20 protein-coding genes and 5 pseudogenes are annotated in these 25065 nt (G+C 67.1%); 9 read left to right on the forward strand and 16 right to left on the reverse strand.

Going from position 1 to position 25065, the window contains the following annotated elements:
• Window positions 1–4: 4 nt before the first annotated feature.
• Window positions 5–1002: pseudogene (locus ASG92_RS06730) on the reverse strand (DNA topoisomerase IB).
• Window positions 1003–1116: 114 nt separating this feature from the next.
• Between ASG92_RS06730 and rarD the strand changes: the two are divergent.
• Window positions 1117–2181 (forward strand): EamA family transporter RarD, encoded by a 1065-nt coding sequence (rarD, locus tag ASG92_RS06735; protein ID WP_082579351.1) that lies wholly within the window; start codon window positions 1117–1119, stop codon window positions 2179–2181.
• A gap of 144 nt (window positions 2182–2325) precedes the next feature.
• On the opposite strand, the gene ASG92_RS06740 is transcribed toward rarD, so the two are convergent.
• The 3 genes from ASG92_RS06740 to ASG92_RS06750 form a co-directional block, all read right to left on the reverse strand.
• Window positions 2326–3165 (reverse strand): universal stress protein, encoded by an 840-nt coding sequence (locus ASG92_RS06740; protein ID WP_056626243.1) that lies wholly within the window; start codon window positions 3163–3165, stop codon window positions 2326–2328.
• 226 nt (window positions 3166–3391) lie between these two features.
• Window positions 3392–4756, reverse strand: coding sequence for a 4-aminobutyrate--2-oxoglutarate transaminase (gene gabT, locus ASG92_RS06745; protein WP_056626373.1), 1365 nt, complete (start codon window positions 4754–4756; stop codon window positions 3392–3394).
• A gap of 130 nt (window positions 4757–4886) precedes the next feature.
• Window positions 4887–6317 carry a gamma-aminobutyraldehyde dehydrogenase gene (locus ASG92_RS06750; protein WP_056626374.1) on the reverse strand — a complete coding sequence of 477 codons (1431 nt, stop codon included), beginning with the start codon at window positions 6315–6317 and terminating at the stop codon, window positions 4887–4889.
• A 144-nt stretch (window positions 6318–6461) separates the two neighbouring features.
• Here ASG92_RS06750 and ASG92_RS06755 point away from each other — a divergent pair, with 144 nt between their 5' ends.
• The gene (locus tag ASG92_RS06755) at window positions 6462–7895 is read left to right on the forward strand and encodes a PucR family transcriptional regulator (RefSeq protein WP_056626245.1); all 1434 of its coding nucleotides are present in this window, start codon (window positions 6462–6464) and stop codon (window positions 7893–7895) included.
• Between the two features lie 25 nt (window positions 7896–7920).
• Here ASG92_RS06755 and ASG92_RS06760 read toward each other — a convergent pair whose 3' ends face one another.
• On the reverse strand, window positions 7921–9579 hold the full coding sequence (locus tag ASG92_RS06760; protein WP_056626247.1) for a CYTH and CHAD domain-containing protein: 1659 nt from the start codon (window positions 9577–9579) through the stop codon (window positions 7921–7923).
• Between the two features lie 142 nt (window positions 9580–9721).
• On the opposite strand from ASG92_RS06760, the gene ASG92_RS06765 reads away from it, so the two are divergent.
• The 4 genes and pseudogenes from ASG92_RS06765 to ASG92_RS29600 form a co-directional block, all read left to right on the forward strand.
• A complete protein-coding gene (locus ASG92_RS06765) occupies window positions 9722–10960 on the forward strand; it encodes an MFS transporter (protein ID WP_056626249.1) in 1239 nt (412 codons plus the stop codon).
• A gap of 6 nt (window positions 10961–10966) precedes the next feature.
• Window positions 10967–11647: a FadR/GntR family transcriptional regulator gene (locus ASG92_RS06770; protein WP_056626252.1), complete on the forward strand. Its 681-nt coding sequence runs from the start codon at window positions 10967–10969 to the stop codon at window positions 11645–11647.
• 266 nt (window positions 11648–11913) lie between these two features.
• The gene (locus ASG92_RS06775) at window positions 11914–12489 is read left to right on the forward strand and encodes a hypothetical protein (protein ID WP_056626254.1); all 576 of its coding nucleotides are present in this window, start codon (window positions 11914–11916) and stop codon (window positions 12487–12489) included.
• A gap of 72 nt (window positions 12490–12561) precedes the next feature.
• Window positions 12562–12688, forward strand: a pseudogene (locus tag ASG92_RS29600) (AI-2E family transporter); the annotation flags it as partial.
• A 101-nt stretch (window positions 12689–12789) separates the two neighbouring features.
• On the opposite strand, the gene ASG92_RS06780 reads toward ASG92_RS29600, so the two are convergent.
• The 4 genes from ASG92_RS06780 to ASG92_RS06795 all read right to left on the reverse strand — a co-directional run bounded on the left by ASG92_RS06780 (window position 12790) and on the right by ASG92_RS06795 (window position 16958).
• Complete coding sequence (locus ASG92_RS06780; protein ID WP_056626255.1) at window positions 12790–13989, reverse strand: acetyl-CoA acetyltransferase; 1200 nt, start codon at window positions 13987–13989, stop codon at window positions 12790–12792.
• Window positions 13986–14654 (reverse strand): CoA transferase subunit B, encoded by a 669-nt coding sequence (locus ASG92_RS06785; protein ID WP_056626258.1) that lies wholly within the window; start codon window positions 14652–14654, stop codon window positions 13986–13988. The genes ASG92_RS06780 and ASG92_RS06785 overlap by 4 nt, the downstream gene beginning before the upstream one ends.
• Window positions 14655–14742: 88 nt before the next feature.
• Window positions 14743–16173, reverse strand: coding sequence for a TIGR00366 family protein (locus tag ASG92_RS06790; RefSeq protein ID WP_056626260.1), 1431 nt, complete (start codon window positions 16171–16173; stop codon window positions 14743–14745).
• Between the two features lie 62 nt (window positions 16174–16235).
• Window positions 16236–16958: a CoA transferase subunit A gene (locus ASG92_RS06795; protein ID WP_056626261.1), complete on the reverse strand. Its 723-nt coding sequence runs from the start codon at window positions 16956–16958 to the stop codon at window positions 16236–16238.
• A 181-nt stretch (window positions 16959–17139) separates the two neighbouring features.
• Between ASG92_RS06795 and ASG92_RS06800 the strand changes: the two genes are divergently transcribed.
• The 3 genes and pseudogenes from ASG92_RS06800 to ASG92_RS06805 all read left to right on the forward strand — a co-directional run bounded on the left by ASG92_RS06800 (window position 17140) and on the right by ASG92_RS06805 (window position 18623).
• Window positions 17140–17943 carry an IclR family transcriptional regulator gene (locus ASG92_RS06800; protein ID WP_056626263.1) on the forward strand — a complete coding sequence of 268 codons (804 nt, stop codon included), beginning with the start codon at window positions 17140–17142 and terminating at the stop codon, window positions 17941–17943.
• Window positions 17944–18036: 93 nt separating this feature from the next.
• Window positions 18037–18159 (forward strand): annotated as a pseudogene (locus ASG92_RS29605) (AI-2E family transporter); the annotation flags it as partial.
• Between the two features lie 173 nt (window positions 18160–18332).
• The gene (locus tag ASG92_RS06805) at window positions 18333–18623 is read left to right on the forward strand and encodes a hypothetical protein (protein ID WP_056626265.1); all 291 of its coding nucleotides are present in this window, start codon (window positions 18333–18335) and stop codon (window positions 18621–18623) included.
• Window positions 18624–19071: 448 nt separating this feature from the next.
• Here ASG92_RS06805 and ASG92_RS06810 read toward each other — a convergent pair whose 3' ends face one another.
• The 7 genes and pseudogenes from ASG92_RS06810 to ASG92_RS29615 form a co-directional block, all read right to left on the reverse strand.
• A complete protein-coding gene (locus ASG92_RS06810; RefSeq protein WP_056626267.1) occupies window positions 19072–20538 on the reverse strand; it encodes an FAD-dependent oxidoreductase in 1467 nt (488 codons plus the stop codon).
• Window positions 20539–20639: 101 nt separating this feature from the next.
• Window positions 20640–21938 (reverse strand): uroporphyrinogen-III C-methyltransferase, encoded by a 1299-nt coding sequence (cobA, locus tag ASG92_RS06815; RefSeq protein WP_056626269.1) that lies wholly within the window; start codon window positions 21936–21938, stop codon window positions 20640–20642.
• A 122-nt stretch (window positions 21939–22060) separates the two neighbouring features.
• Window positions 22061–22357 carry a hypothetical protein gene (locus ASG92_RS06820; RefSeq protein ID WP_056626270.1) on the reverse strand — a complete coding sequence of 99 codons (297 nt, stop codon included), beginning with the start codon at window positions 22355–22357 and terminating at the stop codon, window positions 22061–22063.
• A 243-nt stretch (window positions 22358–22600) separates the two neighbouring features.
• Complete coding sequence (locus ASG92_RS06825) at window positions 22601–23683, reverse strand: ABC transporter permease (protein ID WP_240987031.1); 1083 nt, start codon at window positions 23681–23683, stop codon at window positions 22601–22603.
• Window positions 23673–24398, reverse strand: a complete 726-nt coding sequence (locus tag ASG92_RS06830) for an ABC transporter ATP-binding protein (RefSeq protein ID WP_056626272.1) — start codon at window positions 24396–24398, stop codon at window positions 23673–23675. The genes ASG92_RS06825 and ASG92_RS06830 overlap by 11 nt, the downstream gene beginning before the upstream one ends.
• Before the next feature lie 52 nt (window positions 24399–24450).
• A pseudogene (locus ASG92_RS29610) lies at window positions 24451–24654 on the reverse strand (sulfonate ABC transporter substrate-binding protein); the annotation flags it as partial.
• 1 nt (window position 24655) lies between these two features.
• Window positions 24656–25065, reverse strand: a pseudogene (locus ASG92_RS29615) (ABC transporter substrate-binding protein); the annotation flags it as partial.

The raw sequence follows: 25065 nt of genomic DNA on the forward strand, positions 1-25065 counted from the left end.
GGCGTCAGCCGCCGCTGCGCAGTGCCACCACCTCGCCCTCGCGGTAGAGCAGGGCGCGCAGCTCCGATTCCACCGAGTCCAGCCTCTTGGGGTCGATGGTTTCGCCGGACGAGAAGTGGTCCAGCAGGCGGGGGTCAACGTAGCTTTTCCGGGCGATCGAGGCGTGTTCCCCAGTACTGCGGCCGCGTCCTGCATGGCGGTGCTGATGACGCTCTTCCGCCCAGCCACCGTTTTCTGCGGTCCGCCCTGAGCCAGGCCGGCGGCCGCGGCGGCCGTGCCCCGCAGTGTCCTGAAGACCTTCGCCGTGAAGTCGGAGCCCGTGCGTTTCTTCACGTAGCCGTTGATGTCGGCGCTGGTCAGCGGATGCCACTTCCGCCCCTCCTTGTACGCCAGCAGCCGCGCGTTGCCGCCGCGCCGTTTGAGCACCCGGACCAGGGCGGCGAGGTCCTGGTCCGCGATTTCGGACTCCCAGGTCTTGCCGCTCTTGGCCGGAAAGCTGAGCTGCAGGCTGTCCTTGCGCACACGGACATTGGCGCAGAGGAGGGTGGCCAGGCCGTGGCTGCGGTTTTCGTTGGTGTAGCGCTCGGAGCCGACACGCAGCGATCCGCTGTCCAGCATCCGGAAGGCGGCGGCCAGGACGCGTTGCCGGGTGACGCCGTCGCTCCGGAGATCCATGGTGACGAGCCGGCGCGCCGCCGGCAGCGACTCCGCGAGCTGGAGCGCACGGTCGAATTTCACCCGGTCTTTCCGCTCCCGCCACTCGGGATGGTAGATGTACTCGCGGCGCCCCACGGCGTCCAACCCCGTGGCCTGGATGTGGCCGTTCTCAAACGGTGCAATCCACACGTCCGTCTAGGCCGGCGGAATGCCGATGCTTTCGAGGCGGTCCCGCACGGGCCCGGGCGGCAGCGTGTTCCCGTCGAGGTCCCGGTAGCTGAAGCCGGTTCCGGCCGCCACCCTGCGGTAGCCGCGCCCGGAAGCGTTGCTGTGGCGGAGCCTCATCGGGCCGATTCCTGCCGGTGCGTCATGCTCATAGTGGCAAGCCTACTGACTAATCCGGCGCGGTAGGCCAACACGCTTCCGCGCAGACGGAATACCTGCCGTCCGGGTGGTGTTATTGCTCTTGTGCCTACGCCCAACGGATCCGTATCCTCCGCTGTCCCCGCTGCCGCCCGTCCCGGCGCAGCGCCTTCCGACGTGGTCCGGCCCGGCGCTGGCCCTTCCGGCGGTCCGGGCGGCCTGAAGGCCGTGGACAAGGAGACGACGGCGGGTGTTCTGTTCGGCATCGGCGCCTACGGGCTGTGGGGCCTGCTTCCCCTGTACTTCTTCGTGCTCCAGCCGGCAAGCGCCGTCGAAATCGTGGCAAACCGGGTTGTCTGGTCCCTGCTCTTCTGCACGCTGCTGATCACCGTCACGCGGACCTGGCGGGTCTTGGGTGCGGCGTTCCGGAACCGTTCCGTGCTTCTCACCCTGGCGATCGCGGCCGGGCTGATTGCGGTCAACTGGCTGACGTACACCTACGGCGTGACCACCGGGCAGGCCGTCGAAGCCTCACTCGGCTACTTCATCAACCCCCTCGTGTCCGTCCTGCTCGGCGTGTTCGTGCTCAAGGAGACGCTCCGGCCCCTGCAGTGGGCCGCCGTCGGAATCGGTTTCATTGCCGTGATCGTGCTGACGTTCTCCTACGGCAAGCTGCCGTGGATTGCACTCACGCTGGCCGTCAGCTTCGGGCTGTACGGGTTCGTCAAGAAGCGGGTGGGGCCGCGCGTCGACGCGATCACCAGCCTCACGGTGGAGACCATCGTCCTCGCTCCCCTGGCCGCCGCCACCATGATTTTCCTGGCGGTCAGCGGGAGCGCGTCGCTGGCGAGCCACGGCGCCGGGCACTTCTGGCTGTTCGTGTCATCCGGCGTCATTACCGCGGTGCCGCTGCTGTTTTTCGGCGCATCCGCCCGCCGGCTGCCCATGACCACCATCGGGCTGTTGCAGTACTTCGCGCCGGTGCTGCAGTTCGTCGTTGCCCTGGCGGTGTTCCAGGAGGCCATGACCCTGGACCGGTGGATCGGGTTCGGCGTCGTGTGGCTGGCCCTGCTGGTGCTCACGGTGGACATGCTGGCCGTCGCCCGAAAGAACTCCGTCGCCAAGAGGCAGTCCCTGCGGGAAGCGCGAACGAACACTTAAGCCCCCGCCGCTTCCTCGCCTGCCCTCACCCGCCGAAGCGCGAACGAGCACTTAATGCCCGATTTTCCCGCGGTTTGGGGGCATTATCTGTCCGTTCGCGCTCAGGGGAGGGCCTTAAGTGTTCGTTCGCGCTCAGGGGAGGGCTCAGAGTTCGTGGGCCGGGCCGACCCGTTCGTAATCCCGCGGAACAACCACCATGGGCACCGGCAGGGCCCGCAGCACCTTGTTGGCCGTGCTGCCGAGGAACATGCGGTTCTTCTGCGCCAGGCGCGAGGAGCCCACTATCAGGACCTCCCCCTCGTCCCATTCGAGACCGTCAATGGCTTCCTCGATGGTGCGGCCGTGGGCCACGATCACACTGACGCCGTGTCCGCCAGGCAGTCTTCCGGCGGCGTCGGCCAGCACGGTGTTGGCATGGATGTGTGCGGCGTTGATCGCCTCGCCGGCATCACCCGCGGCGTCCAGCTCGACGAGCGACACCAGGCGCAGGGGAACGCCGCGCCTCTTGGCCGCATCGATGGCGACGTCGATCGCGGCGTCGGCCCCGGCGCGCTGGCCCACGGCCAGCGTCAGCCGTGTCATCGGCGCTTTCCGCTGGTACCCCCGTGGCGCCAGAGCCACGGGAACGGGCGAGGCGTGCAGCAGGGCGTTGGCGACGCTGCCCACCGAATAGCGTTTGAACAAGCCGTTGCTCGCCGCGCCCACCACGATCAGGCCCGCTTTGAACTCCACCGCGGCGTCTATGAGCCCGCCGGCAAAGGAGTCCCCTTCCCGGACATGGAACTTGACCTCGAGGCCCTCGGGGACCTGGCCTAGCCCCTGCCGTTCGGCCGTCAGCACCTCCTGCTCGGCGGCGCTCGGGGCGCCCTTCTTCACTGCATAGACAAGGTCCAGGTAGGCTCCCTGGGCCATCGCCATGGATGAGGCCAGGGCGACGGCGTCCGCGCCGCGCTCGGTGGGTGTGTAGCCGACTACGTATCGCATGGGAAACCCCTCTTCGGGTCAGGGCAGGGCAGTGCCGCCCGGAATCCCGGCGTCGCTGCCCGGCCTGCGTTATCTGGTGCAGTGGTGAGACTGACTCTACCCGCGGAAACGACGGCGGGCCGGGCACCTGGAAAAGTGCCCGCGAACGGGCAGATAATGCCCTGTTCAGCGCCTGCTGGGGGCGTTATCTGCCCGTTCGCGCTTCTACGCGGTGACTACGCAGTGACTACGCGTTGGCCTTGATGGCCGCGGCCAGCACGTCGAGGCCGTCCGTCAGGAGTTCGTCGCTGATGACCAGCGGGGGCAGCAGGCGGATGACGTTGCCATACGTGCCGCAGGTCAGGATGATGACGCCTTCCTTGAGGCAGGCGGCCGCCACAGCCTTGGTGAGCTCCGGGTTCGGCTCCTTGGACCCGGCCTGGACCAGCTCGATGGCCAGCATTGCGCCGCGCCCGCGGATGTCGCCGATCACGGAACGCTCAGAAAGCTCAGCTGCGAGCTCGCGGAGGCGGCCCACCGCCAGTTCCTCGATGTGCTTCGCCCGGCCGTTGAGGTTGTATTCCTTCATGGATCCGATGGAGGCCAGCGCAGCGGCGCACGCCACCGGGTTGCCGCCGTAGGTTCCGCCCAGGCCGCCCGGGTGGACGGCGTCGAGCAGGTCGGCCCGGCCGGTGATCGCGGACAACGGCATGCCGCCGGCGATCCCCTTGGCCATGGTGATGATGTCCGGGACGACGCCCTCGTGGTTCACGGCGAACCATTCGCCCGTGCGGCAGAAGCCGGACTGGACCTCGTCCGCGATGAAGACGATGCCCTTCTCCTTGGCCCATGCTGCCAGCGCCGGCAGGAAGCCGTCGGCCGGTACGATGAAGCCGCCCTCGCCCTGGATCGGTTCGATGATGATCGCGGCAACCGATTCGCCGCCGATCTGCTTTTCGATCATGGTGATGGCGCGCTTGGCCGCCTCGGCACCGGTGATCTCCGGGTTTTCCTCGCGGTACGGGTAGCTCATGGGCATGCGGTAGACCTCGGGCGCAAACGGGCCGAAGTTGGTCTTGTACGGCATGGCCTTGGCGGTCAGCGCCATGGTCAGGTTGGTGCGGCCGTGGTAGGCGTGGTCAAAAGCGACGACGGCGTCCCGCCCGGTAGCGAGCCGCGCCACCTTGACGGCGTTTTCCACGGCCTCCGCACCGGAGTTGAAGAGGACAGTGCGCTTCTCGTGGTCGCCCGGGGTGAGGCGGTTCAGCTGCTCGGCGACCGCGACGTACCCTTCGTACGGGGTGACCATGAAGCAGGTGTGGGTGAAGTGCTCCACGGCTTCCTTCACGGCGCCGACGACGGCGGGATCGGACGCGCCGACGCTCGTCACGGCGATGCCCGAGCCGAGGTCGATGAAGGAGTTGCCGTCGACGTCGTGGATGATGCCGCCGTCGGCGTCCGCGACGTAAACCGGAACGCTGGAGGCGACGCCGGCGGCAACCACTGCCTTGCGGCGTTCGGACAGTGCCACGGACTTGGGGCCCGGGAAGTCGGCCTGGACGCGCCGCTTCTGCTCGAGACGGTAGGTGATTTCGCTTGCGGTGGTGGTCATGGGAATGCCTTTCTGGTGGGTGCCGGTCCGGGTCTCGACTAGCTCGACCACCGGGTGCTCTTGTTTCGTGACGGGGGTCTCGACAGGCTCGACCGCCGGAGTTGTTATGCGCCTGAGTTATGCGTCTGAGTTATGCATCAAGTGCACTCATGACGTGCTTGATGCGCGTGTAGTCCTCGACGCCGTACATGGACAGGTCCTTGCCGTAGCCGGACTGTTTGAACCCGCCGTGGGGCATTTCGGCGGTGAGCAGGATGTGGGTGTTGATCCAGACAGCGCCGAAGTCGAGATCCCGGCTGAGCCGCATGGCGGTGCCGTGGTCGCTGGTCCAGACGCTGGACGCCAGGGCGTACTCGACGTCGTTGGCCATGTCCACGGCTTCCTGTTCCGTGCTGAACTTCTGCACGGTGATGACGGGGCCGAAGGTTTCCTTCTGCACGATGTCATCGGTCTGCCTGGCGCCGGTGATGATGGTGGGCTCGAAGAAGAAGCCCTTGTCGCCGGCGCGGTGGCCGCCGGTCTCGATCCGGCAGTTTTCCGGCAGCGACTCCACGACGGCGCTGACCGCCTTGAAGTGGTTGACGTTGTTCAGCGGGCCGAAGTAGTTGTCTTCGTCGTTCTGCGAACCGGTGTGCAGCGTCTTGGTGTGCTCCACCATGGCTGCCACGACGTCGTCGTGCACCGAGTCCTCGACCAGCACGCGCGTGATGGCGGTGCAGTCCTGGCCGGCGTTGAAGAAGGCAAACTCGGCGATGGCCGCGGCGCTCTTCTTGATGTCGGCGTCCTTGAAGACGATGGCCGGGGCCTTGCCGCCAAGCTCCAGGTGGGCGCGCTTGAGGCCCTTCGCGGCGCCGGACGCCACGGCGATGCCGGCGCGGACGGAGCCGGTGATGGAGACGAGGCCGGGGACCTTGTGCTCCACCATCATGGCGCCGGTTTCGCCGGTGCCGAGGATGACGTTCAGGACGCCTGCCGGGAAGATGTCCTTGGCCAGCTTTGCCAGCACCAGGGTGGATTCCGGCGTGGTGTCAGAGGGCTTCAGCACAACCGTGTTGCCGGCGGCGAGCGCGGGGCCGATCTTCCAGATGGCCATGAGGAACGGGTAGTTCCACGGCGCAACCTGGGCCACAACGCCGATCGGTTCGCGGCGGACGAAGGAGGTGTGCCCCTCGAAATACTCTCCGGCCGACTTTCCTTCAAGGATGCGGGCCGCGCCGGCGAAGAAGCGGAGCTGGTCGGCGCCGGCGGCAACTTCCTCGGACGCGATCAGGGAACGGACCTGCCCGGTGTTGCGGTGCTGCGCCTCGACGAGTTCGTCGCTGTTGGCCTCGATGGCGTCCGCGAGCTTGAGGAGCATGAGCTGCCGCTGGCCGGGCGTGGTGTGCTTCCAGGACTTGAAGGCATCCTTGGCGGCCGTCATGGCGGCGTCGACGTCCTCCGCGACGGAGACGGGCGACTTGGCCACCACTTCACCGTTGGTGGGATTCACGATGTCAAGCAGTCCGGTGCCGGCGGGCGTGACGAATTCGCCGTTGATGAAGTTCTGCAAGGTTTGAACCACGGTGTACAACCTCTTTTCGTACTGAATGATGTGATGCGGCTGCTTCGAGCCTATGCCAGCCCGGCAAGCCGGGGAATAGCCACCTGCACACCCTTGGCCGGAAGCTTTAGTGCGATCGGCCAGCATCCGGCTACGCTTGATGGCATGGCAATTTCCCTGGCGGCGCTGCTCGCCGTGCACTCCCTGGGGCTCAAGAAAGCCGGACTGGCCGAGACCACGTCCCACCAGGACATCCACTGGGTGGCGGTCACCGAGCAGGAGGATCCGCAGCGTTTCCTCAACGGCGGCGAACTGGTGCTCACCACCGGCATGCGGCTGCGCAGCGCGCCGGAACAGCGGCGCTTCGTCCGCCAGGTCCAGCGCGCCGGCGCGGTGGGGATCGGGTTCGGCGTGGGACTGACGCACGACGCCGTTCCGCCGGCCCTGATCGCGGAAGCCAACCGGTGGGGGCTGCCCGTGGTGGAAGTCCCGTATGAGACGCCGTTCATCGCGATCGGCAAGCTGGTGGCCGACGCGCAGTCGGCCGACCATTACTCGAAGCTGGAGCGGCTCATCGCCGGTCACCAGATCCTGGCCCGTGCCCTGCTCACCGGCGGCGGCCTGGCCGAGCTCCTCAGGCACCTGGGCGGAATGCTGCGCACGGATATTGTCCTGACCCAGTTCACGGCACAGCTCTACAACAGCAGCACCGAGTCGCCGTCGGCAGGTTCCTGGGCGTCCTATCCGATTCCCACCGGACGCCGGGACGCGTGCACGCTTTGGGTGAAGCAGCCGTTCGAGGATTCGGGCATCGTGGGATACGCGCAGAACCTCATCAGCGTGGAACTCAACAACATGGTGAAGCAGCGCCAGGCCGAGCGCGCGCTCTGCGGTCAGGTACTGGAGGACGTGATTCACGGAACCCTGGACCCGAGCGAGGCCACCCGGCGGCTCGCGGGAACGGGCATCAACAGCACCCGCAAGAACGTGGTGATCCTGGCCGGCTCCGAGGCGCACCACAAGCAGCTCGTTACCTCATCGCTGCCGCGGGCCCTCGAGAAGGCGGTGACCGCCGTCGTCGGGAAGGACCTGATCACGGTGATTCCCGACGACGGCCGCGGCGCCACGGCGCTGGCCAAGAGCCTCAGCGATCACCTGGCCGAGGCCGCCATCCACGCCACGATCGGCATCGGCGGCGCCTACACGAAGCCCAACGGCCTGCGCTGGAGCTACTTCGAGGCGCGCGACGCCGCGAGCCACGGACTGCCGGTCAACGAGCCCGAACGGCTCAGCCTGACATCGCTGCTGCTCGCGAGCGAGGACGTGCCGCTCGCGGACATGGCCAACGAATCGCTGACGCCGCTGCGGACCTTCGACGCCGCGCACGGTGCCGAGCTGATGGCCACGCTGGAGAGCTACCTGAACAACAACGGCTCGGTGGCAGCCGTGGCGGAGGCCCTGACGCTGCACCGGAACACGGTCCGGTACCGGCTCGCGCAGATCACCGAGCTCACCGGCTACGACCCCTCCGTCACCGCCGACCGTGTCCAGCTGTGGCTGGCGCTGGCCGTCTCGCGGCTCGGGGCACGGCACTCCTGACGTCCGGGCCGAACCAACAGACGCGCTATTTGACGCCGCGCTTCAGGAGCTTGCCGGCCTTCCTGCGGGCCTTGCGGTATTTGGACTCGTCGTCGGCGGCGATGCGTTCCTCCAGCTCCAGCAGGGACCCGTAGGCCAAGGCCACGGGTTCCGGCAGATCTGTGGGCGATCCGAGCTTTCCCAGCAGGTCCCGGGCGATGACGCTGTCGTGGTGATCGCCGAGGATCGTCTGCTGCTTGTGCGCGGCCTTAGCGAGTTTCGCGGCACGCTTGCCGTAGACCGGGTCAACCGATTCCGCGGCATGCCGGACACGCTTGGCGTCCTTGCGCACCTGGTGCAGCGCGGCATCGCGGGCCGGGCCCTCCGCGGAGCGGGCTGCTGCCTTGTGGGCGCGGCGCAGTCGCCTTACCGTCCTGTTCACCAGCTTGCCTGCCACCTTTCGCGCCGGCGACGACGCGAGGGGCCGGACCGGCGGGTAGTCGCGGAAGCCTTCGAGGTCGTCCAGGAGGCGGAAGTAGCGATCGGTCAGCAGGACGTCCTGTGCCTTCCGGTAGCCGGCGTTGAACCTGGTGCCCAGTTCCCGTTCCACGCGCGCCTTCACCAGGTCCCCGGCCTGCTCCGGCGGGAGCTCGGCGGCGTGCTGCCGCAGCCGTTCAAGCATGACTTCCGCATCGCGGGGAGCACCGAGGATGCCGCCGATCCACTGCAGTTCGTCCCTGAGCCTGCGGACCGCGGCGCCGCCGAAGAGTTTGCGGTAGACCGCCAGGGCCGACCGCACCCGGCGGGTGGCTGACCGCATGGCATGCACCGCGTCCGGTTCCTCCAACCGGACGCGGGGATCCTGCGCCAGGAGTTCCTCGATCTGCCCGCCGAGGTACGCGGTAACGACGGCGGACGCCGGCCACTTCTTGCCGGGTTTGTTTTTGCCGGGCTTCTTTGCGGCTTGCGCCGTTCCCGCTCTGGCGGCGCCGTCGTCGTGCGCCGCTTCCAGGCGCTGCGGCCATGCCTCCCCCAGCGCCCGGCCCACTTTGGACTCATGCGGCGCGGGCCGCGCGCCTGCCGCGGCCAGGCAAGCCGCGGCGGCGGGAAAAAGATCCGGCCGCCCGTGGACGAGTTCAAGTTCCCATTCGCGCCACTGCCGCTTCCGCGCAGCTGCGGCCTGATCCGCCCCGGCCTGATCTGCCGCTTCCTGACCCCCTTCGGCCAGCCCCGCCCCTGCCATCACTTCGGCGTCGACGTGATCGTCGGCAAAGTCGGCGAGGTGCACGCCGTCGTGCCCGTAGAGGGCGACGGTGGTGCGCCGGGTGTCCAGCCGCGCCACCGGCTCCAAACCGGAGCCCCGGAGGTAGACGTGGAGGTGCGCCAGCAGTTTGTCAGGCACGACGTCGGGCTGGCCCAGCGGCGCGTGGATCTCCCGTCGCTGCCCGGCTTCCGAAGCTGACGGAGGCGCCGGCGCCGACGGCAGCTTGAGGTGCCAGCCGGCGTCGGACCCGCCGGTCCGGCGCCGCAGCGTGATGCGGCGGGCGGCCAACGCCAGGTCCTCTGTGTCGAAATAGACCGCTTCCAGGTGTGCCTTGTGGGGTTCCGCCACGCGCCCGACCCCCGGGATGTCCTGGAGGGCCGGCAGCGGAGCCGCGGCGTCGACGTCGTACTTCTTCTCGGTTTCAGTGCCCTCGGCAGTCATGGCCGTACGGCGTCCTTTCCCAGCGGCGGGCCGCTGCGGCCCGGATGTCTCGGTGGCCTGAGTCTATTCCCAGGACCGCAGCGCGGCGAGAGTTTCGCCACAAAACCCTAGACATCAAACGTCAAACGTCTAACCTTAAGGAATGGCCATCACTTCTACAGCTTCCCCCGCGGCAACCGGCCTGCCTAGGCCGCGTGCCGCCGTCGTCACCGGCGTCATTGCACTCGTGCTGATCGGACTCAACCTCCGCGCCGGGATCACCGGGGCGTCGGCGCTGCTGCACGACCTTCAGCTCGTCCTGGGCTACGGACCGCTGGTCGCGTCGATCATTCCGTCCATTCCCACGCTGTGTTTCGCGGTGGCGGGGGCGGGCACCTCGTGGCTCACGGGGAGGCTCGGCGTCGAGAAGTCCATCCTGCTGGCCCTCGCGATGCTGGCGGCCGGGCTGCTGGTCCGCGGCATTCCGTCGACCGGCATGCTGGTGGCCGGCACGGTGCTGGGGATGTCCGGCCTCGCGGTCTGCAACGTTGCCATGCCGTCCTTCATCCGTGAGCATTTTGCCCGGCGCACGTCCCTCATGACCGGGCTGTACACCGTGACCATGACCAGCGGCGCCACGGTCACCGCAATTGTGGTGGTACCGCTGGCCCAGCTGCTGGGCTCGCCGTCGGCGGGTCTGGGCGCGATCGGGATCCTTGCGGTGTCCGCCTTCCTCGGCTTCGTGCCGGTGGCCCTCCACGCGCACCGCAACAGCGTCCGGAAAACTGCCGGCCATGTCTCTCCGTGGCCGCTGCTGCGCACCAGGAAAGGGCTCCTGATCACCGCGATCTTCACGCTGCAGGCACTGCTCGCCTACGCGCTGCTGAGCTGGTTCCCCTATATGCTGACCACGATGGGGCTGAGCGCGGCGGAGAGCGGCCTGCTGTACGGGCTCATGCAGCTCGTCTCCGTCCCGGCCGGCATGGTCCTGATCGCCATCGGATCCCGCCCCGGCATGCTGCGCCCGGCCTTCTATCTGGCCACCCTCGCCATGGCCGTCGGGGTAGCAGCCCTGCTTCTCCTGCCCGTTGCGCTGGCGGTCATCCCCGCTGTCCTGCTGGGCTTCGGCCTGGGCATTTTCCCCCTGGTCATGGTGATAATCAGCCGCAGCGGACAGAGCACGGCCGAGACCACGGCGCTCTCCACCCTGGCGCAGTCCACCGGCTACCTCCTGGCTACGGTCGGCCCGTTCGGCATGGGCCTGCTGCACAGCGCTACCGGCGGCTGGACGCTGCCGCTGGCGCTGCTGCTGGCCATCGCCCTGGCCCAGATCGTCGTGGCCCACCTCCTGAGCGGCGGCCGCACGGCCAGGACGCCGGCCACTGCTGGAATGAAAGAATAGGACGCCATGACTCTGAGCACCTCGCACCGCCCGCCCCTGGCGGACGAAATCACCACCAAACTCCGGGAGATGATCCACTCGGGCGAGTGGCCGCTGCAACAGCGCATCCCGTCCGAAACCGAGCTCATGGCCGGGCTGGGCGTATCCCGCGGAACGCTGCGGGAGGCCATCAAGGCCCTGGCCCACAGCGGGATGCTCGAAGTGCGCCGCGGGGACGGCACCTACGTCCGCGCCACCAGCGAGATCTCGGGCGCGGCCCGGCGGCTGTACCAGGACCACACTGATGAGCACATCCTCGAAGTGCGGGTGGGGCTGGACACCCAGGCGGCACGCCTCGCCGCCAGGCACGCAACCGCCGACGACGTCGCCGCCATGCGCGCGCTGCTCGCCGAACGCGAAGACGCGTGGCACGCAGCCGACTATGCGCGCTGGGCCCGCGCGGACTGGGGCTTCCATGAACGGGTGGCACAGGCCTCCGGCAACCCGCTCCTGCACGAGCTCTACGTCAGCTTCGGCGACGTCTTCCACAACGACCTGCTGAAGCAGCAGCGGCGCAGCGGCTTCAACGGGCTGCCGCACGAGGGCCATGGCGAGCTGGTGGACGCCGTCGAAGCTCACGACGGCGACGCCGCCGTGGCCAGCGTGCACCGGAACCTCAACTCCTGCGCGGAGTGGCTCCGGGAGTAGCGCCGGTTCCCGGGCGGGCGCCGGCGGCCGGGCGGATTGCTTACCGAAGGCGATTACACTGCCGAACGGTTAGCCGGGCCCGAAACCGATTAAACCGGGCCCGAAACCCCGCAGATTGGGGGCTTCCCGAAGGCTTTGAGGCCGTTTTCCTAGGGTTTTCCCAAGGTTTTCACGGTATCGGCGTTTGATGCTCAAGCCAGCGGTTTACCCAATGGCAACTCCGGGCGGGCCGTGGAGATAGTCCTTCAAGCCTTTGGAGGTACACCATGACCTACAGCGCATCAGCCGGCCGTGCAATGCCGCCCCTCGCCCACAAGTCGTCCCGGCGCCTGGTCGCCATCCTGTGCGTGGGCGCAACTGCCGCCTGGACGCTGGCCTTGGTGACGGGAATGTACATAACCGCCGAGGGACCCCTCCGGGTCTTTTCCGTTGCCTCGCACATCCTCGCGATGGTGGTCGCCTTTGGCGCCATCCTGCTGGTGGACAGGCACGGTTTCCTGTGGCTCATCGGCAGGCGAAAACTCTTCGAAACCATTCGGCTGGACGATGCCGCGAGTCCCCTGATCTGGACGGGCATAGTCGGCCTGCTGTTCACAGGGGTGTTCCTGAGCCCCAACCTGGCCAATCCCCTGACGCTGATTAAGCTCGTTGCCGTACTCGTCCTCATGCTCAACGGCATCATGCTGATCCCCCTCATGCGCCGCCTGCTGGTCATGCCGCCCACCACCACGTTCGGTGCACTGACCCCGGGCCAGCGGTTCCACATGCTGTCCTGCCTGACCATTTCGCAGGCATGCTGGTGGACGGCGATAGTCATCGGGTTCGTCAACGCCGAGTTTTGAGGCAGGCGGCGTCCTGCCTGTCCGTGGTGTTTCGCCAGGTTTCACCATCCCCAGACACATCAGTCCGCCGCGGCCACTTACGGCCTCCTGCAGGTCAGGCTCCTGGCCATTCCGGTCGTGATCGCGCTGATTCTGGCTGCCGCCATCGGCCCGTTCGGTCAACGTGCTGCGGCGGCGGGGCCTGCCGGGCGGCGTTGCCATATAAATGATGCCCTCCACGACCCCCCCCCCCCCCCCCCCCCCCCCCCCCCCCCCCCCCGACATCGGGCATCAAATCTGGGGAGTTCCAGCGGGTCTCCGCTAAACAACCTCCAAAATGCTCACATAGTTGGCGATGCCCACGCCGCCCATGTTCTGCACGGCACCGCGGCGGGGGTTGGCCAGCTGCATATCTCCGGCCGTGCCCGTGAGCTGCATGGCGGCGATGACGTGCTGCGAGACCCCGGTGGCACCGACGGGGTGGCCCTTCGCCTTGAGTCCTCCGGAGACATTGATGGGCAGCTTGCCCTCCTTGAAGACCCAGCCTTCCTCAATGGCGCGCTTGCCTTCCCCTCGCTGGGTCAGGCCCATTGCCTCGTACATCAGCAGTTCGGCGATGGTGAAGCAGTCGTGCACCTCGGCGAAGTCCAGGTCCTCAAGCCCGACGCCGGCCATCCCGAACGCCCGCTGCCAGGATGCCCGCGTGGCGGCGAACTCGGTGGGGTCGCGGCGCTCCGCAGGGAAGAAATCGTTTGCGTGTCCGAATCCCGCGAGCCGCACCGGGGCGGTGGCCGCGGAAGTGGCAGCGCCCGACGTCGGGCCAACGGAAAGCACGACGGCGGCGGCGCCGTCGGACACCGGGGAGCAGTCGGTACGACGCAGGGGGTCGGCGACCACGGGGTTCTTGTCCGAGACTGTCCGGCAGAACTCCTCGCCCAGGTCCTTGCGCAGCTGGGCATAGGGGTTGTCGACGCCGTTGCGGTGGTTCTTCGCAGCGATGGAACCCAGCACATCGGAGACCGGTCCGTAGCGCTTCTCGTAGTGCTTGGCCACCTCGGCGAAGAGGCCCGTGAAGCCCGTCGTTGAGGGCTTGCCGGCCATGTCGTAGTCGGCGCCCAGCAGGGCGGCTCCTACGACGTCGGCGCCGGCGTGGGTCATCTTCTCGGCGCCGATGACCAGGACTGTCTTTGCGGTGCCGGCCAGCAGGGACTTGGTACCCTGCTGGAATGCCGCAGAGCCGGAGGCGCAGGCGTTTTCCACGCGGGTGGACGGCACGTTGGCCAGCTGCTCGGACACCTGCAGCGCGAGGGAGGACGGGAAGGCCAGCGGCATCATGCCGGAGTTGAACTGGCCGAGGTAGATTTCATCGATCTGGCCGGGTTCGATCCCGGCGTTGCCGATCGCCTCGGTGGCCACCTGGACGATCAGGGACTCGAGGGTCTCGTCGGTGAGCTTGCCGAAGCGGCTGTGACCCCATCCGGTGATCAGGACATCTTTTCCAAACTGTTCTTTCAGGCTCATGCTGCCACTCCTTCATTTTCGAACTGGACGTTGAATGCCGCCCCTGTCTTCTCGCGGATCTCCTCGACGGTGACGCCCGGGGCGAGGCGGGTCAGCGTCAGCTGCCGGCCGCCGTCGGACTTTTCCAAATCAAAAACGGCGAGGTCGCTGATGATCCGGTCCACGCAGCTCAGCCCGGTGACCGGGAGCGTGCACTCCTTGACGATCTTGGCGGTGCCGTCCTTGGCGTTGTGTTCGGTGAGGACCACCACACGCGGTGTCCCGGCCACCAGGTCCATGGCACCGCCCATGCCCTTAACCATCTTGCCGGGGATGGTCCAGTTGGCCAGGTCGCCGGCGCCGGAGACCTGCATGGCGCCCAGGATGGCCACCTTGACGTGGCCACCGCGGATCATGCCGAAGGACGTGGCGGAGTCGAAGATGCTGCCGCCGGGAAGGACGGTGACGGTCTGCTTGCCGGCGTTGATAAGGTCGGCGTCTTCCTCGCCCTCGTAGGGGAACGGGCCCATGCCGAGCAGGCCGTTCTCGCTCTGCAGGACCACGCGCACGCCCGCGGGCAGGTTGTTGGCCACCAGCGTGGGGATGCCGATGCCGAGGTTGACGTAGTCGCCGTCGTTGAGTTCCTCGGCCGCGATGGCGGCCATTTCATTCCGGGTCCAGGCCACGGGGGTTCTCCTCAGATGGTTTCGGGGCTGCGGATTTGGTTCTTGGCGGTGGGCAATGGCGAAATCTTCCACCTTGGCCACCACCCGGCTAGTTCGGTATTACGGGCGGCACGAACTGGAAGGTCATCCCCAGCAGCCAGACCAGCAGCAACACAACCGGCAGGTGGAACAGGAACTGCAGGAAGGTGAAGCCCACCAGATCCCGGGCTCGCAACTTCAGAACCGCCAGCAGCGGCAGCATGAAAAATGGATTGACCAGGTTGGGCAGCGCTTCTGCGATGTTGTATATCTGTACTGTCCAGCCAAGGTTCATGTTCACATCCGTCGCGGACTGCATCACGTAGGGCGCCTCGACCAGCCACTTTCCTCCGCCGGATGGCACAAACATGCCGAGAACGGCCGTGTAGATGGCGATGATGACGGCGAAACCCCCGTTGCCGCCGATGCTGGTGAAGAAGTGCGCCAGATGCTCGGAGACGGAGAGGCCCCCTACCCCGGTGGCTTTGGTCAGAATGGCAGCCATCGCCGCGTACAGCGGGAACTGCACCAAAATTCCGGCCGTGGCTGGCACTGCTTTGGTCACGGCCTGGAGGAATTTGCGGGGAGTGCCATGCAGCACCAGCCCCAGCACCAAAAAGACCAGGAGGTAGGCGTTGAGCGAACTGACCACGCTAAGAACGGGCAGGGTCAGAACCTGCGAGATAAGCCAGCCCAAGGTGAGAACACCCGCGAGGATGGGGAGGATTCGGCTGTATTCCAGCCATTCGCCCGGCCGCGACCGTGGCTCGGAGTCTTCGGGCCGGTCGTCCAGATCAACACCCAGATCGGCGGCCGTCCTTATGGCGCTGCCCCGAGGAGCCGAGAAATGGGCGATGACGGTGGTGAGCAGCATCAGGACGGCCAGCGTCAGCAGGGACTGCCAGGTAAAGATGGTGGTGCCGAAGTCTAGGACTCCCGTAATTTTCAACAACGCCGGCGGAATGGAGGCCTTGGTCGCCTGGAGCTGGGCCGCCGAGGAGGACAGTCCCAAAGCCCAGACAGCGCCGAGTCCCATGAAGGCGGCCGCGCCGAGGGCGCGGTAATCGACGACGAGATCCTTGCGGCGGGCAATGGCTCGCGCCAGGAGGCCGCCGAAGATCAGGCTCAACCCCCAGTTAAGGAAGGATACAGACATGGCCAGCACAGCGACAAAGCTGACGGCGGTGCGGGCATTGCTCGGAATGTGCGCCAAGCGATCAATCATCCGCGCAACCGGTGGCGACGTGGCTACAACATAGCCGGTCAGCACCACCATGGCCATCTGCAAGGTGAAGGCTGTCAGGTCCCAGAAGCCGTTGCCGAAGGAATCGACAATAGCTTTAGGGGAAGCCCCTATAGCCAGTGCCGCCACAGCGACCAGCACGACGCCGGCCAGGGCAAAAATGTAGGCGTCCGGAAACCACTTCTGCGTCCACCCGGCGAGCCATTGCGCCAGTCGGGCCAGACCCTTCTGCGGGACGTCCTGCTGCTTGAGTTGCATAGTATTCATGATCAGGTTTCTCTTTCCGTTGAGTGTGTGACCGTTGCAGGGTGAGGTGTCGCTCAGGCGGGGACAGGCATCGCTTCGGCTCGAGTGCGGACGGTACGCTGCTCGATGTCCTTGACGCGGGCGTTCGCTTGGACGAGCCGCTGGACGTACACGCCAGGCGTGACGATGTGGTTGGGGTCAAGGGTGCCGGGTTCCGTAATGTACTCGGCTTCCGCGATAGTCACGACGCCGGCGGTGGCCACAACAGGGTTGAAGTTCCGGGCTGTGTAGCGGTAGATCAGGTTTCCGTCTGTGTCCGCCGTGTGGGCGTGGACAAGCGCAACGTCGGCCACGATGCCGCGCTCCTGGACGTACGTCACGCCGTCGAACACTTCCAGCGGCTTGCCTTCCGCCACGAGGGTCCCGACGCCGGTCCGCGTGTAGAACGCGGGGATGCCGGCACCTCCGGCGCGGAGCCGCTCCGCGAGCGTGCCCTGCGGTGTGAACTCGACCTCCAGGAGGCCGGACAGGTACTGCTCGGCGAAGAGCTTGTTCTCGCCCACGTAAGAGGCGATAACCTTGCGGACCTGGCCGGCTTCGATGAGGACGCCCAAGCCCTTTCCGTCCACGCCCATGTTGTTGGAAACAACCGTCAGATCCTTGACACCGGAATCGCGGACGGAGTCGATCAGGTCGGCGGGGATGCCGCTGAGGCCGAAGCCGCCGACCGCTAGCGTCATGCCGTCGTGGAGCAAGTCCTGCAGCGCGGCGGCTGCGGAAGTTTGAAGTTTGGCCATGGAAACTCCTCATTGAGTCTTCGTATCCACTAAGTGGACATTGGGGTCTGTCACAGGAGCCTACGGTGGCACAGGAATGAGGGTCAAGGGAAAAAATCAGCGAGTGCGCGGGATTCCGCACAGTGTGGACTGTATCCTTGAGGGGTCCACATTGTGGAGGAATTCTGAGAGTGGAGGCCCGATGACCAACACGCCAAGTCAAAATGTGCAAGGCACCCAAGTGGTCCGCCGGGTGGCGGCCCTGTTGCGCATCGCGGGCAGGAAACCGGAGGGAATCTCCATCGCGGGGCTGGTCCGTGAATCGGGGCTTACCCGGCCCACGGTCCACCGGCTCCTTGCTTCCCTCGCGGCCGAGGGGCTGCTGGACCATGATGCGCACACCGGCAACTGGATCCTGGGACCTGAAGTCTTCCTCCTGGGTGCAGTGGCTGCGTCGCGCTTCCCTTTCGAGGACATTGCCCGTCCCAGCCTTCGGCGCCTCGCCGAAGAGACGGGGGAGAGTGCGTTCTATTCGATTTGCCGCGGCCAGGAAACTGTGTGCGTGCTCCGGGAGGAAGGGAGCTTCCCCGTCCGCTCCTTCGTGCTGCATGAAGGAGTCCGCTTCCCGCTCGGCGTCGCGTCGGCAGGGATCGCCATCATGGCGTTCCTTCCCGACGACGAACAAGAGACCTTGCTCTCACGCTGGGAGGAACACGCGGGCGGGTTCGCCGCCGGCCACAGTGCCGCCGTCGTTCGCGGCAGCCTGCAACAGACCAGGCTCAAGGGATACTCGGTGAACCCCGGGCTGGTGCTCGAGGGAAGCTGGGGCATGGGGGCCGCTGTTTTCGACCAGCAGGCGCGGCCCACGGGCGCCCTGTCCCTCACTGGTATCGAACCGCGCTTCCGTCCGGAACGGCAGGAGCTCCTCGGTAGGCTGCTGCTCGAGGAGGCCCACAGGATCACTACTCGCCTGCAAATCGGCGCCCCGGCACCCTCTGGAAATTAGCCGACGATGCCTGCCAGGCCACGCCATTGCTTGAAGGTATTGAAGTTCCGTTCTACAACGTTCCGGCCCTTGTAGCCCTCCTTGTCAAAGACCGCCGTCCTTTCGGTGCCGCTGGCAGCGGTGACCTGGGCGATCATCCAGGTGTGGACGGCGGAAGATCCGGGCCTCGAACCCATGCACCCGGACCTGTCCCCTGCCAACAGCCAGCCGACGTAGCAACGCACGACGGCGGGCCGCACCTTGGGCCGTCAGGAACAGTTGGCTTCCGCAGCCCCGGCTTCACCGGAGGCCGCCTGCCGCACCAAAGTCACGGTGCATGCATGGTAAGCACACTTACTAACGTTACGATAGCCCGTTATATCGGCCTTCCTGTGCGTAAAATCAACGCCATGGGATCAACTGGAACACTGTTCGGCTGGGCATTCGGCGACTCGGCGCGCGAGGACGACGCTGCGTACGTCAGCGGGCTCAAGCGGGAGGCCCTGGACAACGCCACCCAGGCTGCGAAGTCCAAGGGCTTTGACGTTGAGCCCGGTTCGGAGGTCTTCACCGTCCTCAGCGCCGGCGATGCCCTGGTGGATGTGGACACGGCACCGGACAGCCTGGTGGTTCGCTGCACGGTGAAACTCGTGGGTGAGGGAGCAGACAAAATCCACGCCGAAGGGCCCATGAACGGCTAATCGGGCCCCGGCGGACGAGGAGTCCACCATCGGCGAAGCGGCCGACGCGGCAGAGGCGGCGTCGAACACCAAGGTGCTGGACGTCGTCGCGCGTTTAGGCTTTGCCGTGATGGCCCTGCTCCACATGGTGGTTGGCGCCATCTGGCCATCGGCGCCGGCTTCATTTGCTACGGCATCTTTGCCCTGGTTCGGTCAAAGTTCGGCAGGATGTGAGTCATGCGCCGGCGCAGTATGACAGGCGAGTTCCGTGAACCCGCCCGGCAGGCAAGCGACAGCCTCCGCAGGTCGGGGCCCCATCCCCGACTAGGTAGCAGCTCACGCCGTTCTGAGCCGTCAAAACGACGTCAGCTGCTACCCAGGTGGCGGAACCTGGCGGACGTTAAAGCGACGCGGGGTCCCTCCCCGCCCGGCTAACGGGCGGGGAGGGACCCCGCGGCACTGCAATGAACTAGACGCTGGCGGCAACCCCGTCGCGGGAGATGGCAACCATGTCCTCGCGCGGCACAACCTTGATGCGCTCGCGCTTGACCTCGACACCGTGCGATCCGCCGGCCGCGGTGGCCTCGGCGCCCAGGGCGAGTTCGTGCGCGTCCAGGGCCAGCCAGCCTTCCCAGCTGGTGTACTGCACGCCGCGGCTTTCCAGAAGGTCGACGACGGCGCTGGCGGCGGGTGCCTCGGCAACCGGCAGGTTCTCGCGGTCTTCGAGCAGGTACGTCACGGTTTCGAGGGCGTCGCCCTTGGTGTGCCCGATCAGGCCCACGGGGCCACGCTTGATCCAGCCCGTGGCGTAGATGCCCGGAACGTGCTCGCCGGACGAGTCCAGGACGCGGCCGCCGGCGTTCGGGACCACGCCCTTCTTGTGGTCGAACTCGATCTCCGGCAGGGCGGAACCGAAGTAGCCGATCGCGCGGTAGACGGCCTGGACCGGGTAGTCGATGTATTCGCCGGTGCCGCGGGCGTTGCCCGTGCCGTCCAGCTCGGTGCGTTCAAACTTGATGCCGCTGACGCGCCCGGGGTTCTCGGCGTCGTCGTAAACCTCCACCGGGCTGTGCAGGAAGTGCAGGTGCAGGCGGCGGGAGGCCTTGAGCTCGGAGAGGTCCTCGGGCTGCTCGGCGATCCAGTTGGTGAGCGTGCCCACCATGGTCTTGGTCTGGTTGTTGCTCTGGATCTGGCGGTCGGATTCCTCGTCGAACTCGAAGTCCTCCGGGTACAGGATGATGTCCACGTCCTTGGAATGGGACAGCTCGCGCAGTTCCAGCGGGGTGAACTTGACCTGGGCGGGGCCGCGGCGGCCGAACACGTGGACGTCCGTGACGGGAGATGACTTCAGGCCGGCGTAGACGTTGTCCGGGATCTCGGAGACCAGGAGGTCGTCGGCGTGCTTGGACAGGACGCGGGCCACGTCCAGGGCCACGTTGCCGTTGCCGATCACGGCGATTTCCTTGGCATCCAGCGGCCATTCGCGGGACACGTCCGGGTGGCCGTCGTACCAGGAAACGAAGTCCGCGCCGCCGTAGGAGGCGTCCAGCTCGATGCCCGGGATGTTCAGGTCCGCGTCCTTGATGGCGCCGGTGGCGAAGATGAGGGCGTCGTAGTGGGTGCGCAGGTCCTCGATGGAGAGGTCCGTGCCGTAGTCCACGTTGCCGAAGAAACGGATGTCGCCGCGGTCCAGGACCTTGTGCAGGGCGTTGACGATGCCCTTGATGCGCGGGTGGTCCGGCGCAACGCCGTAGCGGATCAGGCCGTAGGGGGCCGGGTAGCGGTCAAAGAGGTCGATGCTCACGGTCAGCTCGCCGCTCTTGACGGCCTCGCTCTTGGTGAGGATGTCCGCTGCGTAGACGCCGGCCGGGCCGGACCCGACGACGGCCACACGCAACGGGCGGGCAGCGGTTCCTACGGTGGTGCTGGTTGACACGGCTGTGTTCCTTTTCTTCGGTCCCGCCCAACTAGGTAGCAGCAGACGTCGTTTTGACGGCTCAGAACGGCGTGTACTGCTACCCAGTTGGGGAACGGGGGCTAGGGGGTGAGAACGCGGGTGGTGCTCGTACGGGGCTTGTTGGGGCTGGTGGTGCTGTAGTCAGCGGTCTTGAAGTGCGACGGCGCGAAGGGGCTCACGCGGACAACGTCACCTATGACGATCACGGCAGGATTCGCGACGCCGGTGGCCTCGGCCTGGTCGGCGATGGTCGCGACAGTGCCGATCGTCACGCGCTGGTTCGGCAGGTAGCCGTTCTCCACAATACCAACCGGGGTGTCCCCGGGCAGACCGGCGAGGACCAGGGCGGCCGCGGATTCGCGCAACTGGCCCACTCCCATGAGGAGCACCACGGTGTGGTCGGCGCGGGCCGGAACCTCGGACAGTTCCTCGTGGCCGGTCACCACGCTGAAGCCCTTGGCCAGGCCGCGGTGCGTCACGGGAATGCCGGCGGCGGCGGGCACGGAAATGGCGGACGTCACGCCGGAAACCACTTCAACTTCGACGCCGTGGTGGCGGCAGAACTCTGCTTCCTCGCCGCCGCGGCCCAGGACGTAGGGATCCCCGCCCTTGAGGCGCACCACGCGGTGGCCGGCGAGGGCTTCCTCCACGAGGATGCGGTTTATCCCGGCCTGCGGCACGGGGTGGTGGCCCGGCGTCTTGCCGACCTCGATTACGCGGACATCCGGGGCCAGTTCGTTGAGCAGTTCTCGAGGGCCCAGGCGGTCTGCGACCACGACGTCGGCCTGGCCCAGCAGCCGACGGCCGCGCACGGTGATGAGCCCGGTGTCGCCGGGGCCGCCGCCGACGAGGGCGACGGAACCCCGGTGATTGGGCTTGTCGAAATCAGGCTTGGGCACGCGGCGCCGGCGCAGCGGGAGGTCGCCGGTTTCGAGCGCGGTGGCGACGGCGTCGCGCAGGGCCATGGCGCGGCGCGGGTCTCCACCTGCGTTCACGGCGATCTTGACGTCGTCCACCACGGCGACGGCGGGGGTCCAGGCCGCGGAGGCCTCGTGGTCGGAGGCGTTGACGCACCAGACGCGCTGCGCCTCGGCGTCGGCCGACACCCGGGCGTCCACGGCGGGATCACCGGTGGCGGTCTGGACGAACCAGACGCCGTCGACGTCGGAAGAAGAATAGGTGCGCGGCTCCCAGGTGAGCAGGCCGGCGTCGGCGAGTTCGCGGAGCCCTGCGGAGGCGTCAGGGGCCACGACGGTGACGCGGGCACCGGCGTCGAGCAGGCCCTTCGCGCGGCGCGTGGCCACCGGTCCGCCGCCCACCACGAGCACGGGGCGGCCGAGCAGGCGCAGTGCCGTCGGGTAGATGTCCTGAATTGCCATGAATCAACGGTAGGGCCGCGTCATATACCGGACCAACGGCGCGGAAACACCAGTTCACGTAAGGTAACGCTGCGTCACATAGGGCGGGGGCAGCGTCCGGCCGCCCGGCCCCGCGCGGTCCGCTACTTCACGGCGATGAGTTCAATCGGCCGGATGTACGGATCCACGGCGAGCAGGGACGGACCGCGTTCGCCCAGGGCGGCAGGAATGGCCCCGTCGAGGTGGGCCTGCCGGTCCTCCTCGGTGTCAAAAGTGTCGAAAATGCCGAACGTGTCCTCGCTGATACGGAACGCGTACCAGGTCCTGGTGCCCGGCTCGTTGAGCACTATCTCGCGGCCTCCGTTGAGGAAGTCCCAAACTTCCTGTTCTTTCCCGGGCTTCGCCTCAACCAGTGCCAGCAAGCCAAATTTTGGTGCCACGGCTATCGCCTCAAATCATTGTCGGGATGGGCCGGGTGCCCGCCTAGTCGCGAGTCTAGGCACGCGGTACGACGGGGACAAGGGTCCGTCGGCAGCGGCGGTTTGGCGGCAGCGGCTGGCGGGGCCGGCGCCTGCCGGGAGGGTCCCATCGCGGCGCGCGGAACAGGCAGCAAAACAGACAGCGGAAAGCCCGACGGCGATGGTCGCCGTCGGGCTTTCCGTGTTGCGTATTGCGGAGGTGCTTTAGCGGGTGCTGCCGGAGAGGAGGCCGCGGCGCTGGAGCAGGCGCTTCTCGATCGGCGCGAAGACGAGGAGTTCGATCAGGATGCCGACGGCCAGGATCAGCAGGATCGCGGACATCACGATGGTCATGTCGGCGAGGTCGCGGCCCTGGTTCAGCATGGAGCCGAGGCCGAAGCCGATGGTGCCGCCAACCGCGATGATTTCCGCGGCCATGAGCGAACGCCAGGAGAACGCCCAGCCCTGCTTGAGCCCGCTGAGATACCCGGGAAGGGCCGCGGGAAGGATGATCTGCACGGCCATCTGCAGGCGTGAGGCGCCCAGCACCGTGCCGACGCTGCGGTACTGCGGCGGGATCTGGTCCACGCCGGAAATCAGGCCGTTGATGATGGACGGAATGGCGCCCATGAACACCACGAAATACACAGTGGCGTCCGTGAGGCCGAACCAGATGATGGCCGCGGGCACCCAGGCCACGGACGGCAGCACCTGGAGCCCGGAGATGAGCGGACCGAAGGCCCGGCGCAGCGGAGCCACCTGGGCCAGCAGCAGTCCGACTGGCGTGGCGATAGCAACGCTGATGAGGAAGCCCAGGAGCCCGCGCTGCAGAGATGTCCACACGGCTTCCTGCAGCGATCCCTCTGCCCAGAGCGTGCCGAACTGCTCCGCCACATCGAACGGGCCGGGCACCAGGTCGCGGCGCTTGAGGCCGAGCGAGACGTAGGCCTGCCAGATGATGATGAGCACCACGACGGCGGCCACCGGCAGCAGGATGCGGCTCCAGTCGACGCGCGCCTTGCGGATGGCGTCCGACTGCAGCGAGTCCAGCCCGGATTCGAGTTCGCGAAGGTCCGCGGAGCCGGTGGAGGACCGGGTCAGGGCGGCGTGCACCTTGCGCGTCTCTTCGTGCTCGCTGACTGAGCCTGCCGAATCGTGGTCGCTGATTGAGCTTGCCGAAATCCGGGTCCCGGCAGGCTCGACCAGCGGGGACTCGACAGGCTCGACCAGCGGGGACTCTGCAGGCTCGACCAGCGGGGACTCGGTTGCCCGGGGCGTCTCGGCCACGGGAGATGAATTATTTGGCATGGCGGCGGATCTCCTCTCGCAGCCGGGCGGTGATGACCCCGGTCAGCTGTCCGGCAAGACCGGCGTCGGTACGGTGTTCCTCGGTGACGTTCCATTCCTGCACCACGCGGCCGGGCCGGGAGGACAGCAGGAGCACGCGCTGGCCGAGGCGGACAGCCTCGCGGACGTTGTGCGTCACGAACACGATGGTGCGGCCGGTTTCCTTCCAGATGCGTTCGAGTTCGTCGTGCAGCAGGTCGCGGGTGATGGCGTCCAGGGCGGCGAACGGCTCGTCCATGAGGAGCAGCTGCCGGTCCTGTGCGAGCGAACGGGCCAGGGCAACGCGCTGGCGCATGCCGCCGGAGAGCTCGTGCGGACGCTTGTCCCCGGCCTCGGCCAGGTGCACGAGGTCCAGCAGTTCGCCGGCCTTGGTGCGGCGCTCGGCCTTGCCCACGCCACGCAGCTTCAGCGCCAGCTCCACGTTCTCCCGGGCGGTGAGCCAGGGGAACAGCGCGGAGTCCTGGAACATGAAGGCGGCGCCGTCGCTGGGCACCTCAAGAGCGCCCGACGTCGGGACCTCCAGTCCCGCCATGATGTTCAGCAGGGTGGACTTGCCGCAGCCGGACGCACCGAGGAGGGCGACGAACTCGCCCTTGCCGATGGTGGCGTTGACGTCGTCCAGCACCGGGGCGCCGTCGCCGAAGCGTTTGCCCAGGTTTTCCAGTACGACTGGCATGGTCCCGTCCTTTGTTCGTGGTGTTCGGAGTGCGGTGGAGCGCGGGCTGCGGCTAGTCCTGGCCCAGCCCTGCTGCCGAGGTCTTTTCCTCGGATACGGAATTCAGCGTGGTGAGGTCGAGGAGGCCGTTGATGTCGGCCTTTTTAGTGGTGCCGGCGTCCACGCCGTCCTGCAGGAGCTTGGTGAAGGTTCCGGCCAGCGGGTCAACGGTGAACACGATGTTCTTCAGCGAGCGGTCGATGACGTCCTGCGGCAGNGTCCACGCCGTCCTGCAGGAGCTTGGTGAAGGTTCCGGCCAGCGGGTCAACGGTGAACACGATGTTCTTCAGCGAGCGGTCGATGACGTCCTGCGGCAGCGCCTTGCCCGAGTCCTGCTTCAGGGCGGCATTGACCACGGCGGCCTTCTGCGCGGCCGGGGTGTCGTTGAGCCACTTCACCGCTTCGACGTGCCCCCTGAGCAGCCCCTCCACGGTTTCCGGGTGTTCGGCGGCGAACTTCCTGTTCACGATCAGGATGGTGGTGGGGAACTCGCCCGGCTTCCCGGTCAGCGACCCGTCCCACAGGTCCTTCTCGTCCACCAGGACCTTCGCGCCGGCCTGGAGCACCAGCCGGGAGGCCCACGGCTCCGGCAGCCACGCGCCGTCGAGCTTGCCGTCCTGGAACAGCT

The organism is Arthrobacter sp. Soil736, from assembly GCF_001428005.1.
GTDB lineage: Bacteria > Actinomycetota > Actinomycetes > Actinomycetales > Micrococcaceae > Arthrobacter.

Coding starts and splice junctions, on each gene's coding strand:
- ASG92_RS06740 (WP_056626243.1), bottom strand. CDS start 3,165: ATGCGATACGTAGTCGGCTACACACCCACCGAGCGCGGCGCGGACGCC.
- gabT (WP_056626373.1), bottom strand. CDS start 4,756: ATGACCACCACCGCAAGCGAAATCACCTACCGTCTCGAGCAGAAGCGG.
- ASG92_RS06755 (WP_056626245.1), top strand. CDS start 6,462: ATGGCAATTTCCCTGGCGGCGCTGCTCGCCGTGCACTCCCTGGGGCTC.
- ASG92_RS06760 (WP_056626247.1), bottom strand. CDS start 9,579: ATGACTGCCGAGGGCACTGAAACCGAGAAGAAGTACGACGTCGACGCC.
- ASG92_RS06765 (WP_056626249.1), top strand. CDS start 9,722: ATGGCCATCACTTCTACAGCTTCCCCCGCGGCAACCGGCCTGCCTAGG.
- ASG92_RS06770 (WP_056626252.1), top strand. CDS start 10,967: ATGACTCTGAGCACCTCGCACCGCCCGCCCCTGGCGGACGAAATCACC.
- ASG92_RS06775 (WP_056626254.1), top strand. CDS start 11,914: ATGACCTACAGCGCATCAGCCGGCCGTGCAATGCCGCCCCTCGCCCAC.
- ASG92_RS06780 (WP_056626255.1), bottom strand. CDS start 13,989: ATGAGCCTGAAAGAACAGTTTGGAAAAGATGTCCTGATCACCGGATGG.
- ASG92_RS06790 (WP_056626260.1), bottom strand. CDS start 16,173: ATGCAACTCAAGCAGCAGGACGTCCCGCAGAAGGGTCTGGCCCGACTG.
- ASG92_RS06795 (WP_056626261.1), bottom strand. CDS start 16,958: ATGGCCAAACTTCAAACTTCCGCAGCCGCCGCGCTGCAGGACTTGCTC.
- ASG92_RS06800 (WP_056626263.1), top strand. CDS start 17,140: ATGACCAACACGCCAAGTCAAAATGTGCAAGGCACCCAAGTGGTCCGC.
- ASG92_RS06805 (WP_056626265.1), top strand. CDS start 18,333: ATGGGATCAACTGGAACACTGTTCGGCTGGGCATTCGGCGACTCGGCG.
- cobA (WP_056626269.1), bottom strand. CDS start 21,938: ATGGCAATTCAGGACATCTACCCGACGGCACTGCGCCTGCTCGGCCGC.
- ASG92_RS06825 (WP_240987031.1), bottom strand. CDS start 23,683: ATGCCAAATAATTCATCTCCCGTGGCCGAGACGCCCCGGGCAACCGAG.
- ASG92_RS06830 (WP_056626272.1), bottom strand. CDS start 24,398: ATGCCAGTCGTACTGGAAAACCTGGGCAAACGCTTCGGCGACGGCGCC.